Below are 18,078 nucleotides of genomic sequence, written 5' to 3' on the forward strand. Positions count from 1 at the left end.
ACAAGGGGTTCCGCCACCCTGCATGATGGGGCCCCGACGACGGAGGGACCGGGATGCAGCCGCTGCGGACGCTACTTGCCGTTCCTGTGTCCCTGGTGCTGCTCGCCCTCGCCCCGGGGGCCTCCTCGGCCCCTTCCGCCTCGCCGGCGGACGAGCTGGTCCCGCAACTGGTCGCGCGGGGCGGTGCGCCGGGAGCGGCCCTGCTGGCCCAGGCGGAGGACGGCTCCCGCTATGCCCAGGCCGGCCAGGGCATGGCGCGCACCGACCACTTCCGCGCGGGCAGCATCACCAAGACGTTCGTGGCGACGGTGGTGCTGCAGCTGGCCGAGGAGGGCCGTCTGTCGCTGTCGGACACCGTGGAGCAGCATCTGCCGGGGCTGGTGCGGGGAGCCGGGAACGACGGGCGCGCGCTGACCCTGCGTTCCCTGCTCGCGCACACCAGCGGTCTGTACGACTTCACCGTCCAGACCCGGGGGACGGTCCCCGTGACACCCTTTCAGGCGCTGCGCATCGCTCTCACCCACCCTCCGGCCGCCAAGGGCCGCTTCGCGTACTCGAACACCAATTACGTCCTGCTCGGCCTGGTCGTGGAACGGGTCACCGGCCGTTCCTACGCCGCCGAGGCCGAGCGGCGCATCCTCGCTCCGCTGGGTCTGACGGGCACCTCCTTCCCCGGCTCCGAGAGTTCTCTGCCGTCACCGCACGGCCGGGCCTACAGCTCCGGCGGAGCCGACGTCACGGAGCTCGACCCGCGCGTGGCCGGCGCGGCGGGCGAGCTGGTGACCACGCTCGCCGATCTGAACCGCTTCTACGGGGCGCTGCTGGGCGGCGAGCTGCTCTCCCCGCGGATGCTGCGCGAGATGCTGGACACCCGTGCCGCACGCGGCTCGTACGGCCTGGGCCTGTATCCCGAGAAGCTTCCGTGCGGCACGACGGTCTGGGGACACAACGGGCGCATCCTGGGCAGCTACGTGCGCACCGCAGCCACCGCGGACGGCCGGCGCGTCCTCACCTTCCGGCTCAACACGGACACGATGGACGACCCCGGTCTCGAACCCGCAGTGCTCGCGGCCGAGTTCTGCCCTCGCACCCCGTAGAACGAGCGGGTCCCGAACGAAGGTCCCGGTTCACGACACTCGTTCGAGTGAAACCGCCCCGCGGACCTCGCCCGGCCGACGCCGCGTCCCGCAGAACGGCCCCGCGAAACCGCCCGGCCGAAGCCGCGTCCCGCGGGACGGTCCGCGAAACCGCCCAGTCAGAGCCACGTCACTGGAAGCGGCCCCGCAGAACCGCCCGGCCACAGCCACGCCACTCGAAACGCCCCCGCGAAACCGCCCAGCCACAGCCACGCCACTCGAAACGCCCCCGCGGACCTCGCCCAGCCGACGCCGCGTCCCGCAGAACCGCCCCGCGAAACCGCCCAGTCAGAGCCACGTCACTGGAAGCGGCCCCGCAGAACCGCCCGGCCACAGCCACGCCACTCGAAACGCCCCCGCGAAACCGCCCGGCCAGAGCCGCGTCACTCGAAACGCCCCCGCGGAACGGTCCCGAAGAGCCCTCACAGCGGCACGATGTCCGGCGCTCCCAGCCGGGCCGCGTCCGCCGTCAGGTCGTCCGGCTGGCGCTGCGACTCGCGCTCCGCCTCCACCCGCTTCTCGTAGTGCTGCACCTCGCGCTCGATCTGGTCCTTGTCCCAGCCCAGCACCGGCGCCATCAGCTCGGCTGCCTCCCGGGCGCAGCGGGTGCCCCGGTCGAAGGTCTCGATGGAGATGCGGGTGCGCCGGGTCAGCACGTCGTCCAGGTGCCGCGCTCCCTCGTGCGAGGCGGCGTAGGTGATCTCGGCGCGCAGATAGTCGTCGGCCGACTGCAGGGGTTCGCCCAGGGAGGGGTCCGAGGCTATGAGGTCCAGGATCTCCTCGGTGAGAGAGCCGTAGCGGTTGAGCAGGTGCTCCACGCGCACGGTGTGCAGGCCGGTGCGGGCGGCGATGCGGGCTCGTGCGTTCCACAGCGCCCGGTACCCCTCGGCGCCGAGCAGCGGGGTGTCCTCGGTGACGCAGTCGGCGACGCGCACGTCGAGGCCGTGCACGGCGGCGTCCACGGCGTCCTTGGCCATGACGCGGTAGGTCGTGTACTTGCCACCGGCGACCACGACCAGGCCGGGCACCGGGTGGGCCACGGTGTGCTCGCGCGACAGCTTGCTGGTGGCGTCGGACTCGCCGGCCAGCAGCGGCCGCAGACCGGCGTACACGCCCTCGACGTCGTCCCTGGTGAGCGGCACGGCGAGCACCGAGTTGACGTGCTCGAGGAGGTAGTCGATGTCGGCGCTGGACGCGGCCGGATGGGCCTTGTCGAGGTCCCAGTCGGTGTCGGTGGTGCCGACTATCCAGTGCCGGCCCCAGGGGATGACGAACAGTACGGACTTCTCGGTGCGCAGGATGAGCCCGGTCGTGGAGTGGATGCGGTCCTTGGGGACGACGAGGTGGATGCCCTTGGAGGCCCGGACGTGGAACTGGCCGCGTTCGCCTACCATCGCCTGGGTGTCGTCGGTCCACACGCCGGTGGCGTTGACGATCTGCTTGGCGCGGACCTCGTACTCGCCGCCGCCCTCCACGTCCTGCACCCGGGCGCCGACCACCCGCTCGCCCTCGCGCAGGAAGCCGGTGACGCGGGCCCGGTTGGCGACCTTGGCGCCGTAGGCGGCGGCGGTGCGCACCAGGGTCGCGACATAGCGGGCGTCGTCCATCTGGGCGTCGTAGTACTGCAGGGCGCCGACCAGCGCGTCCTTCTTCAGACAGGGCGCAACTCTGAGGGCGTGACGGCGGCTCAGGTGCCGGTGCAGAGGCAGCCCCCGGCCGTGTCCGCGGGCCATGGACATGATGTCGTAGAGGGCGACGCCCGATCCGGCGTAGAGCCGCTCCCAGCCCTTGTGCTGGAGCGGGTAGAGGAAGGGCACCGGCTTGACCAGGTGCGGGGCGAGCCGCTCCAGCAGCAGGCCGCGCTCCTTCAGCGCCTCGCGCACCAGCCCGAAGTCGAGCATCTCCAAGTAGCGCAGGCCGCCGTGGATCAGCTTGCTGGACCGGCTGGAGGTGCCTGACGCCCAGTCACGTGCCTCGACCAGTCCCGTGGACAGGCCGCGCGTCGCGGCGTCCAGCGCGGTGCCCGCGCCGACCACGCCGCCGCCCACCACCAGCACGTCCAGCTCGCGCTCGGCCATGGATGCGAGTGACTCGGCGCGCTGCGCCGGCCCCAGTATCGCTGTCCTCACCGCTGCCTCCCGCTCATCGGTCGCGTCGGCCGCACCCGTCGGGCGAAGCCCGGTCCCCCTGTCTCATGCCCAAATTCTGACCGGCTTGCCCGACTTCAGCCACCAGGTACCCCCAGCCTGTGGACAACCACCCGGGACCACCCGGCACGACTCACCGAATTTCGGCCGACCAATCCCGCAAATCGGTCATATTTACTCCTAGTCTGACATTGCGCTCGCTCGTTCTGTCCACACGGCTTGCGCACCTGCCCCACTTCGGCTACTGGGAAGGACGGCCCACGCCATGCCCGCAGATCTCGCCGTCATCGGACTCGGCCCGTACGGCCTGCCCCTGGCCCAGGCCGCCGTCGCCGCCGGGATTCCGACTGTCGGCTACCGGACCGGCCCCGAGGCGGGCTCGCTCAGCCCGGCCGAGGTGCGCCGGATGCTCGCGCAAGGCTTCCGTGTCACCGCTGCCCCGGCCGAGCTGGGCCGGGTGCGCACCGCGGTGATCTGCGCGCCGGCCCCGCGCGGCGCGGACGGCACGCTCGACCTGAGCCAGGTGGAGGCCGCCGCCCGTACCCTCGCCGCGCGGCTGCGCCCGCACACCACCGTGATCCTGGAATCCCCCGTACCGCCCGGCACCACCGAGGGCTTCCTGCGGGAGCTGCTGGAGTCGGAGTCCGGGCTGGTGGCCGGCCGGGACTTCCACCTCGCCTACTCCCCCCATCGCCTCGACCCCGGCAACCGCGACGTCACGCCCGCCAACACGCCGAAGGTCATCGGCGGGCTCACCTCCGCCTGCACCGAGTCCGCCGCCGCCTTCTACGGGCGGATCACCGACAAGGTGGTCCGGGCGCGCGGGCTGCGGGAGGCGGAGACCGTGCAGGTCCTGGAGACGAACTTCCGGCACGTCAACATCGCGCTGGTCAACGAGATGGCCGTGCTCTGCCACGAGCTGGGCGTCGATCTGTGGGACGTCATCCGCTGCGCGGAGACCAAGCCGTTCGGGTTCCAGGCGTTCCGCCCCGGACCGGGCGTCGGCGGCCACGCCGTCCCCCAGGACCTCACCGCGCACGCCGGCCGCCCGCTGCGCATGGCGGAGCTGGCCCAGGAGGTCAACAGCCGCATGCCCCGCTACGTCGTGCAGCGGGCCGCCGCGCTGCTCAACGAACACGGCAAGTCCGCCCGCGGCGCACGCGTCCTGCTCCTCGGCGTCACCTACAAGCCCGACCTCGCCGACCTGCAGGGCACACCCGCGCGGGAGATCGCGATCCGGCTGATGGAGCTGGGCGCCTCGGTCAGCTACCACGACCCGCACGTGGCGTCCTGGAACGTCCTCGACCGCCCCGTCCCCCGCGCCGACTCCCTCTACGAGGCCGCCGCCGGCGCCGACCTCACCATCCTCCTCCAGCAGCACCGCACCTACGACCTCCAGGGCCTGTCGGTGAAGGCCCAGCTCCTCCTCGACACACGGGGGGCCACCCCCACGGGGGCGGCGCACCGGTTGTGAGAGGCCGGCGGCAGGCGGGGACAAGCCGCGGGCCGGTCACCCGTTCGGGTGACCGGCCCGCGGAGAGACCTGCCGGTTACCGCCGGTGCTGGGAGTCGGCGACCGTGACCTCGACGCGCTGGAACTCCTTGAGCTCGCTGTAGCCGGTGGTGGCCATGGCGCGGCGGAGGGCGCCGAAGAGGTTCATGGAGCCGTCGGGGGTGCGGGACGGGCCGGTGAGGATCTCCTCCAGCGTGCCGACCGTGCCAAGGCCGACCTTCTTGCCGCGCGGCAGCTCCTCGTTCACCGCCTCCATGCCCCAGTGGTGACCCCGGCCCGGCGAGTCGGTCGCACGGGCGAGCGGGGAGCCCATCATCACCGCGTCGGCGCCGCAGGCGATCGCCTTGGGCAGGTCGCCGGACCAGCCGACGCCGCCGTCCGCGATCACGTGCACATAGCGGCCGCCGGACTCGTCCATGTAGTCGCGGCGGGCCGCGGCCACATCGGCGACCGCGGTGGCCATCGGGACCTGGATGCCCAGCACATTGCGCGTGGTGTGCGCGGCACCGCCGCCGAAGCCGACCAGGACACCGGCGGCACCGGTGCGCATCAGGTGCAGGGCCGCCGTGTAGGTGGCGCAGCCGCCGACGATCACCGGGACGTCGAGCTCGTAGATGAACTGCTTCAGGTTCAGCGGCTCGTGCGAGCTGGAGACGTGCTCCGCGGACACCGTGGTGCCGCGGATGACGAAGATGTCCACACCCGCGTCCACCACGGCCTTGGAGAACTGGGCGGTGCGCTGCGGGGAGAGCGCGGCGGCGGTGACCACGCCCGAGTCGCGCACCTGCTTGATGCGCTGCCCGATCAGCTCCTCCTTGATCGGCGCGGCGTAGATCTCCTGCAGGCGGCGGGTGGCGGAGTCGGCCGGCAGCTCGGCGATCTCGTCGAGCAGCGGCTGCGGGTCCTCGTAGCGGGTCCACAGACCCTCGAGGTTCAGCACGCCGAGGCCGCCGAGCTCGCCGATGCGGATGGCGGTGTCCGGCGAGACCACGGAGTCCATGGGGGCGGCCAGGAAGGGCAGCTCGAAGCGGTAGGCGTCGATCTGCCAGGCGATCGAGACCTCCTTCGGGTCCCGCGTACGGCGGCTGGGGACGACGGCGATGTCGTCGAAGGCGTACGCCCTGCGGCCGCGCTTGCCGCGCCCGATCTCGATCTCAGTCACGTCTGTGGCCTTTCCCTGATGCGTTGCAGCGTCTTCCAGTATCGCCGACGCATACGACAGGGGCGGCCCCGGTGCTCCCGGGTGCCCGCCCCTGCTCAGCGCCGCCCGGCCGCGCCGGGCTGCCGCGCTTCACGATGTCACCGGCCGGCGCCGCACGGCGGCGTCGCACGGTTTCCCGCCGTCCCACGCCGCACAGCGTCCCGCCGTCCCACGCCGCACAGCTCCTGGCCGTCCCGCGCCGCGCGGCTTCCGTCGGCCGTGCCTCACCCGCGCACGCCGGCCGCCGGCCGGCCGACCGCGCGGGCGGGGCTCACTTGCTGCTGTAGTTCGGCGCCTCGACCGTCATCTGGATGTCGTGCGGGTGGCTCTCCTTGAGTCCCGCCGAGGTGATCCGGACGAAGCGGCCCTTGGTCTGCATCTCGCCGATGGTGGCGGCGCCCACGTAGCCCATGGTCTGGCGGAGGCCGCCGACCAGCTGGTGCAGCACATTGGCCAGCGGGCCGCGGTAGGGCACCTGGCCCTCGACGCCCTCGGGCACCAGCTTGTCGTCGGAGGAGACCTCTGCCTGGAAGTAGCGGTCCTTCGAGTACGACCTGCCCTGACCGCGCGACTGCATGGCACCGAGCGAGCCCATGCCGCGGTACGACTTGTACTGCTTGCCGTTGATGAACAGCAGCTCGCCGGGGGACTCCTCGCAGCCCGCGAGCAGGCTGCCCAGCATCACCGTGTCGGCACCGGCGGCGAGCGCCTTGCCGATGTCGCCGGAGTACTGCAGACCGCCGTCGCCGATCAGCGGGATGCCCGCCGGGCCCGCGGCGAGGGAGGCCTCGTAGATCGCCGTGACCTGCGGGACACCGATGCCCGCCACCACGCGCGTGGTGCAGATGGAGCCGGGGCCCACACCCACCTTGATGCCGTCCACACCGGCGTCGATCAGCGCCTGCGCGCCCTCGCGGGTGGCGACGTTGCCGCCGATCACATCGACCGGAACCGCCGACTTGATCTTCGACATCCAGCTGAGCGCGTTGCTGTTGTGGCCGTGCGAGGTGTCCACCACCAGGAAGTCCACGCCGGCCTCGGTGAGCGCCTGGGCGCGCTCCAGCGCCTCGGGGCTCGCGCCCACGGCGGCGCCGACCAGCAGCCGGCCCTCGGCGTCCTTGGAGGCGTTCGGATACTTCTCGGCCTTGACGAAGTCCTTGACCGTGATCAGGCCCTTGAGGATGCCCTCGTCGTCGACGAGCGGGAGCTTCTCGATCTTGTGGCGGCGCAGCAGCTCCATGGCGTCCACACCGGAGATGCCGACCTTGCCGGTCACCAGCGGCATCGGGGTCATGACCTCGCGCACCTGACGGCTGCGGTCGGTCTCGAAGGCCATGTCGCGGTTGGTCACGATGCCGAGCAGCTTGCCCGCCGGGTCGGTGACCGGGACACCGCTGATGCGGAACTTGGCGCACAGCGCGTCGGCCTCGGCGAGCGTGGCCTCCGGGTGCACCGTGATGGGGTCGGTGACCATGCCGGACTCGGACCGCTTCACCAGGTCGACCTGGTTGACCTGGTCCTCGATGGACAGGTTGCGGTGCAGAACGCCGACGCCGCCCAGACGGGCCATCGCGATCGCCATGCGCGCCTCGGTGACCTTGTCCATGGCGGCGGACAGAAGCGGGATGTTCACCCGGACATTGCGGGAGATTCGGGACGAGGTGTCGACCGCGTTGGGGAGCACCTCGGATGCGCCCGGCAGCAGCAGCACGTCGTCGTAGGTCAGCCCGAGAGTCGCGAATTTTTCGGGCACGCCGTCGACGTTGGCAGTCATGACACCTTCCCCAAATGGCCTTGATCGGTGCGGATGTCCATGCTAACGGGAAGCGGAGGTGTCTCATTCCACGGTTCGGCACGGCTCCGGCCTTCGTACGTTCCTACGGAACCGTCATACGGAAACGCCCGCCCGCCGTTTCACTCGCCAAGCCGTGGTCCGGCGGCGGTGGTTACTGCTCCGCCAGCGCGCGCAGCCGGCTCAGCGCCCTGTGCTGCGCCACCCGGACCGCGCCGGGTGACATTCCCAACATCTGTCCAGTCTCCTCCGCCGTGAGACCGACCGCGATGCGCAGCAGCAGCAGCTCGCGCTGGTTCTCGGGCAGGTTGGCGAGGAGTTTCTTGGCCCACTCGGCGTCACTGCTGAGCAGCGCACGCTCCTCGGGGCCGAGGGAGTCGTCGGGGCGTTCGGGCATCTCGTCCGAGGGCACGGCGGTGGAGCCGGGGTGGCGCATCGCGGCACGCTGCAGGTCGGCGACCTTGTGGGCGGCGATGGCGAAGACGAACGCCTCGAAGGGGCGCCCGGTGTCCCGGTAGCGGGGCAGCGCGAGCAGCACCGCGACACAGACTTCCTGGGCGAGGTCCTCGACGAAGTGACGGGCGTCCCCGGGCAGCCGGGACAGCCGGGTGCGGCAGTAGCGCAGGGCCAGCGGGTGGACGTGGGCGAGCAGATCGTGCGTGGCCTGCTCATCGCCCTCGACGGCGCGATGGACGAGTGCACCGATCGCCCCCTGGGCAGTGCCCGCCTCGTCCTCGCGCATCGGTCCATGGTGCCTTGCGGACGCAGAGTCCGTGACACCACGTCCCTCGTTGTGCACCGAAGCGTTATGAGCAGGTGCGCCGGAACTCATCCCCTGCGCCCTCCCCTTCCGCTCGACCGACTCGTCCCCGAGGAACTCCACACCTCAAGGATGCGTCATCCGCGGTGAAACGAGCAGCGGGCATCCGGCGATCGCCGCCGATGCCCTGGTGGGCGCGAGATGCGGCGCCTTCGGCACGGTGTGCAAAGCGCCGGCGCCTCGCGTGAGCCGCGCGGGAGGCGCACTGGGTGCACGACGCGTGCGCATCACCTGGCGTGCACGAGATGCACGGCGCGTACCGGTCCCTCGCCTCGTGCGGCGAGGACGGCGGGTCGGGCTCGCGTGCCGGACACGGCGGGCCGGGCGCGAACGACCGGGACGATCCGCACCGTGGACACGGCGGGGCCGCCCTCAGCGGCACGCGCCGCAGGCACCGATCGCGCCGCGCGCAAGGCCGGTACACGCACGGCCCGTACGGGACGATCCTCGCGTACGGCATGCCCCTCGCCAAGAGCACGTACCTCGTGTACGGCACCGCCCTCGCCAAGAGCGCGCACCTCGCGTACGGCACGCACCCGGCGACCGGCAGGAAGCCGGCGAACCGCGTGCACCCGGCGGCCGGCATGGACCCCGGGAACAGCCCGCGCGCCCCTCGCCGGAGCGGCAGTCGCTCCCCTCGCACGAGACAGCGACCGCACCCGTCCGACCCGGCGGCAGCCGCCGGCGCCGCGCATGCGAAGAACCCGGGCGGGGGCATCCACATGCCCCCGCTCGCCGGTAGCCGTCTCATTCGCAGCCGCTCCACGGGCCGCGCCGCAGCCGGTCCGATCCGGGGGACAGGTCCTAGCGCACCAGGCCCCACCGGAATCCGAGCGCCACGGCGTGCGCCCGGTCGGACGCGCCCAGCTTCTTGAACAGCCGCCGGGCGTGCGTCTTGACCGTGTCCTCGGAGAGGAACAGCTCGCGGCCGATCTCCGCGTTGGAGCGGCCGTGGCTCATCCCCTCCAGGACCTGGATCTCGCGCGCGGTGAGCGTCGGCGCGGCGCCCATCTCGGCGGAGCGCAGCCGGCGCGGGGCGAGCCGCCAGGTCGGGTCGGCGAGGGCCTGCGTGACCGTGGCGCGCAGCTCGGCACGGGAGGCGTCCTTGTGCAGATAGCCACGGGCGCCGGCGGCCACGGCGAGAGCGACACCGTCGAGGTCCTCGGCGACGGTGAGCATGATGATGCGCGCGCCGGGGTCGGCGGACAGCAGTCGCCGGACGGTCTCGACGCCGCCCAGGCCGGGCATGCGTACATCCATCAGAATCAGATCCGAGCGGTCGGCGCCCCAGCGGCGGAGGACTTCCTCGCCGTTGGCCGCCGTCGTCACGCGCTCGACGCCGGGCACGGTCGCGACCGCGCGGCGGAGCGCCTCTCGGGCAAGCGGGGAGTCGTCGCAGACGAGGACGGAAGTCATGGCCGCCCTCCGCAGCTGATGCGCGTCACCTTGAGCCTCCAGGCTGGTACGAAATCGTCACCTGTGCGGTCGACCGTCTCGGACGCCCGCCCGAGCGCTTGTTCTTTCAACCGCCTCGCACTCTCAACGACGGTCACTCGAAAGAGTTACGGGGCCGTCTGCCATCTTCGGCACTCTACGTGAGGGGGCGGACACGATGGAGATACGCGCGGGAGACCCTCAAGCTTTCATCACAACCCATGCCCCATTCAGACCCTTTTCTTCCCGTTTCCAGGTGTCTGGAGCTAGATTCGCAATGAGTCATATTTTCATCTCCTTGGATCGTAGTTGTACGGTCGTGGACACCGGATCCGCCCAGAACGGCTACAAGGGGTCACGCAATGGCAGATTTCTCCCGCCTTCCCGGACCGAACGCGGACCTGTGGGACTGGCAGCTCCTGGCTGCGTGCCGCGGGGTGGACAGCTCGCTCTTCTTCCACCCGGAGGGCGAACGGGGTGCGGCACGCAGCGCTCGTGAGAACTCGGCCAAAGAGGTCTGCATGCGGTGCCCGGTGCGCGCCGAGTGCGCCGCACACGCGCTGGCGGTGCGCGAACCGTACGGCGTCTGGGGCGGCCTGACCGAGGACGAGCGCGAAGAGCTGATGGGCCGGGCGCGCAACCGGCTGGTGTCGGCCTCGGCATCGACGGCCGGCGGGCACACCGCCTCGAAGTCCTGAAGGAACGTTTCTGCAGTCCGGGCACACCACGTGCCCTTGTTTTTTCGGTGGAGGTGACCACCAGGCGCAGCGCCACGGGCCCCGGAGACCCCCGTGCCCCTCGCTCCGCGCGGCCGCCGGACCGGGCCCCGCCGGACTGCCCGGGCCGCCGAGCGGCGCCGAACCCCTTGCTACCGCGCGGCCGCCCGAGCCAGCTGATCCAGCGTGGCCCTGACCGCCGGCACCTGGGCGAGGTCCGGCAGGGTCAGCGCGACGATCTCCCGCCGCACGGCGGGCTCCAGGGAAACCGTGCGGACCCCCCTGGGCCGCACCGACTCCACCGCGAGCTGCGGCAGCACCGCGACCCCGAGCCCCGCGCCGACCAGCCCGGCGACCGCCGGATAGTCGTCGGTCGCGAAGTCGATCCGCGGCGTGAAGCCGGCCGCCTCGCACACCTCGACCAGCTGGCCGCGGCAGCGCGGGCAGCCCGCGATCCACGGCTCCTCGGCGAGCTCCCCTATGGCGAGGGACGCCGCACGTGCCAGCCGGTGCCGTTCCGGCAGCAGACCGACGAGCCGGTCGGCGAGCAGCGGGCGCACCACCAGGTCGTCCCACTCCTCCGCCCCCGCCGACCCCTCGTAGCGGAAGGCGAGCGCCACGTCGCAGTCGCCCTCGCGCAGCATCTCCACGGAACGGGGCGGCTCGGCCTCCTCCAGGGAGACCCGCGTGCCGGGGTGCGCGTCGCGCAGTGCGGCGAGCGCCGTCGGTACGAGCGTGGAGCTGCCGCTGGGGAAGGAGACCAGCCGGACCCGGCCCGCCCGGAGCCCGGCGATGGCCGCCACCTCCTCCTCGGCTGCCGTGAGCCCGGCGAGAATGCCCGCGGCGTGCCGCACCAGCGCCTCACCGGCCTGGGTCAGCCGCATCTCGCGGCCGGTGCGGACGAGCAGCGGGGTGCCGAGGGACGCCTCGAGCGCCTTCATCTGCTGGCTGACGGCGGGCTGGGTGCAGCCCAGCTCACGGGCCGCGGCGGAGAAGGAACCGGTGGCGGCCACGGCGCGCAGCACACGGAGATGACGGGCTTCGATCACCCTTGAAGGATAAGCGCTGCTTTGATGCGGTGCCGGATAATGCGTCGACGCTTTGGCATCGTGCGGCCTACCGTGCGGGCCATGAAGCTTCTGTCTGTGAATCTCGGGCGCCCGAAGGCCGTGCCGTACACCGACCAGCCCGAAGGGCTGTCCGGCATCGACAAGCGGCCGGTGGAAGGACCGGTGCGGGTGTCGGCGCCGGGGCCGAAGGGAGTCGGCGGCAGCGGTCTGGCCGGGGACGCGGTGTGCGAGCGGCGGTACCACGGCGGCGACGACCAGGCCGTCTACGCCGTGGCCCGAGAGGACCTGGACGCCTGGGAGCGGGAGCTGGGCCGCCCGCTGGCGAACGGCGCGTTCGGCGAGAACCTCACCACGGAGGGGATCGACGTCTCCGGCTCCCTGATCGGTGAGCGCTGGGGCATCGGCGAAGAGGTCGTCCTCGAGGTCACCAGCGGCCGTATCCCCTGCCGCACCTTCCAGGGCCACATGGGTGAGCGGGGGTGGGTGAAGCGCTTCACCCGGCGGGGCGCACCGGGTGCGTATCTGCGGGTGATCAAGCCCGGTGAGATACGCGCGGGCGACCCGGTGCGGATCGTGCACCGCCCCGGTCACGACGTGACGGTCGCGCTGCAGTTCCAGGCGGTGACGACGGAGCGGACGCTGCTGCCGCGCCTGCTCGCGGCGGGCGAGGCGCTGCATCCGGAGGCGCTGGCGGAGGCGCGGCAGTGGACGGAGAAGTACGGGGCCTCGGCGGCCGATTGACACCCTTCAACGCCACACAACGCCTCGCGACGCCACCCGGCGCGTCACCCGGCGCCACCCGGCGTCACCCCGACGCTGCCTGACGAGGTGTCGCTTTCGTGCCCAGGGGCCGGGCGCCGGTCGGCGTGCCCTCCTCAGGGCGCGCCGGCCGGTGTGCCGGTGAGCCCTTCCTCAGGCGGCCCGGTAGCGCGTGGCCAGCTCGGTGCTCTGGGCCCCGAATGCGGCGAGGTCCGCCTGGAACACCGCGTCGAGCAGGCCGGCGTCCTCGACGCCCGGGGCGCAGACGGTCTCGCCCAGCTCCAGGCCCCGCAGGCTCGCGGTGACGACGTCCTCGGCCGTCATACGGGGCACCCCGCTCAGATCGAGACCCTGGCGCTCGTGGAACTCGGTGGCCACCACCCCCGGGCACACCACCTGCACGGCGATCCCGGTGCCCTCCAACTCCGCGGCGAGGGTCTGGGACATCGTCACCAGGTACGCCAGGCTGCCGCCGTAGACGACGCGGCGCGGCATCTGGGAGTGCGGTGCGGGGCCGCTGAAGGCGATCATGCCCGCCACGTTGACGACCGTGCCGCCGCCGCGTTCCTGCATGCCGGGAAGCACGGCGCGGGTCAGCAGCGTCGGGGCGAGGACCTTGACGTTGACGATCTCCGTGGCCTTCTCCGCGGGGAGCTCGGCGAGCGGCATGTAGTGGGCGACTCCGGCGTTGTTCACCAGCAGGTCCACCGGCTCGGCCGCGAGGAGGGCGGCGACCGTGTCGATCCCGGCCGGGGTGGCGAGGTCGGCCGCCACGGTCCTGACCTCGGTCCCGGGGTGCGAGGCGGCGAACTCCTCCAGTCGGTCCTTGCGCCGCCCCACGAGCACCAGGTCGTGGCCGTCCGCGGCCAGCCGCTCGGCGTAGGCCCTCCCGATTCCGGAGGTGGCGCCGGTGACGAGTGCGAGCTTGCTCATGGTGCTTCCTTTCCGGTCCCTTTCCGGGTCCTTGCCGGGCCGGGTGTGTGTCGCGCGTGCTCATGGCGTACCTACCACCGCAAGCCTGCGCGTCGGCCGCACCGTCAGCCAGATGCCGCGTTTTCCTGGGAACGGCGGTACCAGGCAGGCCGGATGCCGGCCGGGCACACTGAGGGCATGGCGACGACGGAGTTCGGGCAGGCGGTGCGCCGCTGGCGGGACCGGGTCTCCCCGGAGGCCGCTGGACTGCCCGGCGGCGGGCGGCGGCGGGCACCGGGCCTGCGCCGCGAGGAGCTGTCCCAGCTGTCCGGGATCTCGGTGGACTACATCACCCGCCTCGAGCAGGGGCGTGCCACCCGTCCGTCCGAGCAGGTCGTCGAGGCCCTGGCCAGGGCGCTGCGGCTGTCCGGCCAGGAGCGCGCGCACCTCTTCCGGCTGGCCGGGGTCCAGCCGCCGGGCCCCGAGTGCGTGCCCACCCATCTCACGCCGAGCGTGCAGCGCGTCCTCGACCGGCTGACCGGGACTCCCGTGGCCGTCTACGACGCCACCTGGACGCTGCTCACGGCGAATCCGCCCTACGACGCCCTCATGGGCGACACCTCCCGGTGGCGCGGCCGCGAGCGCAACGGGGTGTGGCGGACGTTCCTCGGGCTGAGCGACCGGGTGCGGCAGGACGCGCGGTCACGGCGTGCCCTCGAGCGGGCGCTCGTCGCCGACCTGCGCGCGGCCACCGCCCGCTACCCGGCCGACCAGCGGCTCCGGCGGCTGATCGCCGATCTGCGCACGCACAGCGAGCGGTTCGCCGAGCTGTGGGACACGGGTATCACCGGGCGGCATGAGTCGGCCCGCAAGACGATCGACCACCCGCAGGCTGGTGCGGTCACGCTCGACTGCGACATCCTCACGCTGGAGGGCAGCGACCTCCACATCATGGTCTACACGGCGGAACCCGGCAGCGAGGACGCCGAGCGCCTGGCGCTGATCACCGCCCTCGGGCTCCAGACCTTCGTCGCCTGACGCGGGGCGGGCCGGGGCGGGCCCGGACGAACCGGATGAGCCTGGCAGGCAGGGACGGGTCTGGCAGGCAGGCGGGCACGTGGGGCGCGGCGACGCGGGGCGCGGGGACGCGGGGCGCGACGGCGCGGGGACGGGAACGCGGGTGCGCGCGGCGCGGGGGCGCGGAACGAGGCGCGCGCCGGACCGGACAACTCGGGCGCCCCGGAGGCTCCTCAGGGGAAACCCCGGCTCCCCGCCCGTGCCGGTTCAGGGGCTGATCGGGGACGATCCCCGATGTCCGGCGGGTCTTGATCCACGACGCTCGAAGCATGACTCGCCGTACGTCCCACGACACCGCGACGGGCTGGGGGAACCCGCCCGTCGCGGCCCCTCGCCCCTTCCGCTGGAAGCGCCTCGTCCTGCTGCTGGTCGCACTGGTGACCGTGGCGGCCGTGGCCCTCGGTGGGCTGCTGTACTGGCTGTGGGACAGCTCCAAGGTGAGTACAGTGGGCAAGGCGCCGTTCGACAACGCGCTGGCCATACCGCCCCTGGCCGAGCCGACCGTGGAGAAGGACGGCACCCGCGTCTTCGACCTGCGGATGCAGGCCGGCGAGACGGAGTTCCGGGACGGGGTGAGAACCCCGACCTGAGGCTTCAACGGCTCCTACCTCGGGCCGACGCTGCGGGCGAAGCGCGGCGAGAAGGTCCGGGTGCGGGTCAGCAACACCCTCGGCGAGCCGTCCACCGTGCACTGGCACGGCATGCACCTGCCGGCCCGCATGGACGGTGGCCCGCACCAGATGGTCGCCCCCGGAGCCACCTGGACCCCGCACTGGAAGATCGACCAACCGGCGGCGACTCTGGTACCACCCGCATCCGCACGGCCGGACCGAGCACCATGTACGACGCCGTCTGGCGGGCCTGTTCCTCCTGGACGACGACACCTCCGGGCGGCTGCCGCTGCCCAAGCGCTACGGCGTGGACGATCTGCCGGTCGTCGTGCAGGACGTCCGCTTCGACGGATCCCGGCTGGCCGGCGACCGGGGCCTGTTGCAGAACGTCGGCTTCCTCGGTGACCGGACCATGGTCAACGGCACCCTGCGCCCGTTCCGTGAGGTCCGGGACGAGCTGATACGGCTGCGGTTGCTCAACGCCTCCACCGCCCGCACCTACGCCTTCGGCTTCGCCGACGACCGCGAGTTCGCGCTGATCGGCTCGGACGGCGGTCTGCTGCAGCGGCCCGTGCGCAGGGACTGCGTCCAGCTGTCGCCGGGTGAACGCGCCGAGATCGTCGTACGGATGGAGCCGGGTGAGCGGGTGATGCTGCGCAGCTTCCCGCAGCGCAATTACGGGGACGAGTGGCAGCGCCGGTTCAACGGCGGTGACGACAGCTTCGACGTCCTTGAGCTGCGGGCGGCCGAGCGGCTGCGTCCCTCCCCGGAGCTGCCCGGCACTCTGGTCGCCGCTCCCGAACTGCCCGATGGTGAACGGGCCGTCAAGGCCCGGCACTTCGACCTCGAGCGGTCCGGGATCAACGGCCGGGCGATGGACATGGGACGCATCGACGAGACGGTGACGCGCGGCACGACGGAGGTCTGGACGATACGCAACACCAACGGCATGCCCCACAACTTCCATGTGCACGACGTTCAGTTCCGCGTGATGGAGGTGAACGGCAAGACGCCGCCGCCCGAGTTGCGCGGGCGCAAGGACACGGTGTTCGTGCCGCACGGTGTCACGATGAAGCTGGCGCTGCGCTTCACGGGGCCGGCCGATCCGGACGTCCCGTACATGTACCACTGCCATCTGCTGTACCACGAGGACGAGGGCATGATGGGCCAGTTCGTGGTGGTCGAGAAGGGCCAGCCGGCCGGAAGCCCGCCGGATCACTCCGGCCACGGCAGCCACCCGGGACGTGGGGGTGATGGCGCATAGGCCACCCCCGGCGCGGCAGGCGCACGGGAGTGCGGCGGGCTGAACCGGCCGGGCTCCCGCACACCCCCGGCACTGGCAGCGATGCGAGCGGACCACTCCGCTCCGGCTCACTACCCTTGGGCCATGACAACGGCTCTGATTACGGGATCGACATCGGGTATCGGTGCCGCGTTCGCGCGGCGGCTGGCGGCGGACGGACACGACCTGGTGCTGGTGGCCCGCGACACGGGCCGGCTGCGGGAGCAGGCGACCGAGCTGCACGACCGGCACGGCATCGAGGCGGAGGTGCTCACCGCCGACCTCGCCGAGGACGCCGGCATCGAAGCGGTGGCCGGACGGCTGCGTGACCGCAAGAACCCCGTCGATCTGCTGATCAACAACGCGGGGTTCGGCAACAAGGGGCGCTTTCTGGACGTGCCCATGGCCGACGAGCTGCGGATGCTCAAGGTGCACTGCGAGGCGGTGCTGCGGCTGACGTCCGCCGCCGCGGAGACCATGCGGGAGCGTGGCCGGGGCGGTGTGGTGAACGTGGCCTCGGTCGCGGCGTTCGTCCCGCGCGGGACCTACGGGGCGTCCAAGGCGTGGGTCGTGCAGTTCACGCAGGGCGCGGCGAAGGACCTGGCGAACAGCGGCGTGCGGCTGATGGCACTGTGCCCCGGCTTCGTGCGCACCGAGTTCCACGACCGGGCCGGGATGGGCACGGACAACATCCCGAAGTGGATGTGGCTGGACGCGGACAAGGTCGCGACGACAGCCCTGGCCGATCTGGCCCGCGGCAAGACCGTGTCCATCCCGGACCCGCGCTACAAGACCCTGATGGGCGCGGCGAAGCTGGTGCCGCGGGGCATGCTGGGCACCCTCACGTCCCGGACCGGCCGGAAATACGGCCCCCAGTAGCGGGCGCGGCGTCCTGCGGTCGGTCTCTGCGGAACGGACAGGGGACTGCACGTGCTGCAGGTACTGCAGGTACTGCACCGCAGGACGAGGGCCTGCCCATGCGGGTCCGCCCTCTGAACTGCGTTCGCATGCGGCCCCGGGCACGCGCGAGGGCCCGGTCAGCCACGTCCGGCTCGTCGGGACCGCCCCTGGTCTTGCGCACCGTGCAGGCCCACCACGAGCGGCTCGCCGAGCTGTGCCGGGGCGCCGCCCCGGCCCTAACCCTGGTTCATCCACTGCACACCCGCGACGATGCCCAGCAGCAGCGATGGGCCGATGCACCACCACGGAATGATCCGGCGGACCGATGGGATGAGCCACAGTGCCGTCACGGCAGCGGTGACAGCGATGGTGACCACACAGGACAGGACGATTGCGGCGTAGGCCTCGTCGTCCCAGGGGCCGGACGGACGGATGGTCAGCGCTGCCCAGCAGAAGAACGCAGCGACAAGCGTCAGCAGCAGGATCGGGACTGCGAGGACCGCACGCAGGCAGCCCGTGTCGTTGTCCACGGACGAAGGGTCTGACATCACGGGAGTGCGTTCCTTGGTCGTACCTGGGAGGAGAGCAGCCTGCCACAAGTGCCCTGCGGGGCAGCTCGTGCGGTCCGTACGGGAGCACGAGCGGCCCCCAGGCCACGCCCCGGCCCGCTTCCTCGGCTGGAGAGGGCCGGCCCGACCCGGCCGGGTG

General features: G+C 72.1%; 17 protein-coding genes. 9 read left to right on the forward strand and 8 right to left on the reverse strand.

What is annotated here, in order from left to right; genetic code table 11:
• Positions 1-53 precede the first annotated feature (53 nt).
• The gene (locus HCJ93_RS11345) at positions 54-1,097 is read left to right on the forward strand and encodes a serine hydrolase domain-containing protein (protein WP_167993784.1); all 1,044 of its coding nucleotides are present in this window, start codon (positions 54-56) and stop codon (positions 1,095-1,097) included.
• A 461-nt stretch (positions 1,098-1,558) separates the two neighbouring features.
• Here HCJ93_RS11345 and HCJ93_RS11350 read toward each other — a convergent pair whose 3' ends face one another.
• Entirely contained in the window at positions 1,559-3,265 is a 1,707-nt protein-coding gene (locus HCJ93_RS11350; protein ID WP_167993786.1) for a glycerol-3-phosphate dehydrogenase/oxidase, read from the reverse strand.
• Between the two features lie 283 nt (positions 3,266-3,548).
• Between HCJ93_RS11350 and HCJ93_RS11355 the strand changes: the two genes are divergently transcribed.
• Positions 3,549-4,757 carry a nucleotide sugar dehydrogenase gene (locus HCJ93_RS11355; RefSeq protein ID WP_167993795.1) on the forward strand — a complete coding sequence of 403 codons (1,209 nt, stop codon included), beginning with the start codon at positions 3,549-3,551 and terminating at the stop codon, positions 4,755-4,757.
• A 76-nt stretch (positions 4,758-4,833) separates the two neighbouring features.
• On the opposite strand, the gene HCJ93_RS11360 is transcribed toward HCJ93_RS11355, so the two are convergent.
• The 4 genes from HCJ93_RS11360 to HCJ93_RS11375 form a co-directional block, all read right to left on the reverse strand.
• The gene (locus HCJ93_RS11360; RefSeq protein WP_167993797.1) at positions 4,834-5,958 is read right to left on the reverse strand and encodes a GuaB3 family IMP dehydrogenase-related protein; all 1,125 of its coding nucleotides are present in this window, start codon (positions 5,956-5,958) and stop codon (positions 4,834-4,836) included.
• Between the two features lie 310 nt (positions 5,959-6,268).
• Complete coding sequence (gene guaB / locus HCJ93_RS11365; protein ID WP_167993799.1) at positions 6,269-7,771, reverse strand: IMP dehydrogenase; 1,503 nt, start codon at positions 7,769-7,771, stop codon at positions 6,269-6,271.
• Positions 7,772-7,943: 172 nt separating this feature from the next.
• Positions 7,944-8,531, reverse strand: coding sequence for a sigma-70 family RNA polymerase sigma factor (locus tag HCJ93_RS11370; RefSeq protein WP_167993801.1), 588 nt, complete (start codon positions 8,529-8,531; stop codon positions 7,944-7,946).
• An 882-nt stretch (positions 8,532-9,413) separates the two neighbouring features.
• A complete protein-coding gene (locus HCJ93_RS11375) occupies positions 9,414-10,025 on the reverse strand; it encodes a response regulator transcription factor (RefSeq protein ID WP_003948568.1) in 612 nt (203 codons plus the stop codon).
• A gap of 380 nt (positions 10,026-10,405) precedes the next feature.
• Between HCJ93_RS11375 and HCJ93_RS11380 the strand changes: the two genes are divergently transcribed.
• Entirely contained in the window at positions 10,406-10,741 is a 336-nt protein-coding gene (locus HCJ93_RS11380; RefSeq protein ID WP_167993803.1) for a WhiB family transcriptional regulator, read from the forward strand.
• Positions 10,742-10,911: 170 nt separating this feature from the next.
• Here HCJ93_RS11380 and HCJ93_RS11385 read toward each other — a convergent pair whose 3' ends face one another.
• Positions 10,912-11,808 (reverse strand): LysR family transcriptional regulator, encoded by an 897-nt coding sequence (locus tag HCJ93_RS11385; protein ID WP_167993805.1) that lies wholly within the window; start codon positions 11,806-11,808, stop codon positions 10,912-10,914.
• 81 nt (positions 11,809-11,889) lie between these two features.
• Here HCJ93_RS11385 and HCJ93_RS11390 point away from each other — a divergent pair, with 81 nt between their 5' ends.
• On the forward strand, positions 11,890-12,570 hold the full coding sequence (locus tag HCJ93_RS11390; RefSeq protein WP_167993807.1) for an MOSC domain-containing protein: 681 nt from the start codon (positions 11,890-11,892) through the stop codon (positions 12,568-12,570).
• Positions 12,571-12,741: 171 nt separating this feature from the next.
• On the opposite strand, the gene HCJ93_RS11395 is transcribed toward HCJ93_RS11390, so the two are convergent.
• A complete protein-coding gene (locus HCJ93_RS11395; protein WP_167993818.1) occupies positions 12,742-13,521 on the reverse strand; it encodes an SDR family NAD(P)-dependent oxidoreductase in 780 nt (259 codons plus the stop codon).
• 177 nt (positions 13,522-13,698) lie between these two features.
• Between HCJ93_RS11395 and HCJ93_RS11400 the strand changes: the two genes are divergently transcribed.
• From HCJ93_RS11400 to HCJ93_RS11410, 5 genes are all read left to right on the forward strand, one after another.
• Positions 13,699-14,538 (forward strand): helix-turn-helix transcriptional regulator, encoded by an 840-nt coding sequence (locus tag HCJ93_RS11400; RefSeq protein ID WP_167993820.1) that lies wholly within the window; start codon positions 13,699-13,701, stop codon positions 14,536-14,538.
• 308 nt (positions 14,539-14,846) lie between these two features.
• A complete protein-coding gene (locus HCJ93_RS29410; RefSeq protein WP_240967551.1) occupies positions 14,847-15,167 on the forward strand; it encodes a hypothetical protein in 321 nt (106 codons plus the stop codon).
• 60 nt (positions 15,168-15,227) lie between these two features.
• A complete protein-coding gene (locus tag HCJ93_RS29415) occupies positions 15,228-15,593 on the forward strand; it encodes a multicopper oxidase domain-containing protein (RefSeq protein ID WP_309141376.1) in 366 nt (121 codons plus the stop codon).
• A gap of 475 nt (positions 15,594-16,068) precedes the next feature.
• Positions 16,069-16,452 (forward strand): multicopper oxidase domain-containing protein, encoded by a 384-nt coding sequence (locus HCJ93_RS29420; RefSeq protein ID WP_240967558.1) that lies wholly within the window; start codon positions 16,069-16,071, stop codon positions 16,450-16,452.
• A 123-nt stretch (positions 16,453-16,575) separates the two neighbouring features.
• On the forward strand, positions 16,576-17,349 hold the full coding sequence (locus tag HCJ93_RS11410; RefSeq protein ID WP_167993822.1) for an SDR family NAD(P)-dependent oxidoreductase: 774 nt from the start codon (positions 16,576-16,578) through the stop codon (positions 17,347-17,349).
• A gap of 257 nt (positions 17,350-17,606) precedes the next feature.
• On the opposite strand, the gene HCJ93_RS11415 is transcribed toward HCJ93_RS11410, so the two are convergent.
• Complete coding sequence (locus HCJ93_RS11415; RefSeq protein WP_309141377.1) at positions 17,607-17,900, reverse strand: hypothetical protein; 294 nt, start codon at positions 17,898-17,900, stop codon at positions 17,607-17,609.
• Between the last annotated feature and the right edge of the window lie 178 nt (positions 17,901-18,078).

The sequence above is a fragment of the Streptomyces composti genome, assembly GCF_012034205.1.
GTDB classification, from domain to species: domain Bacteria; phylum Actinomycetota; class Actinomycetes; order Streptomycetales; family Streptomycetaceae; genus Streptomyces; species Streptomyces composti.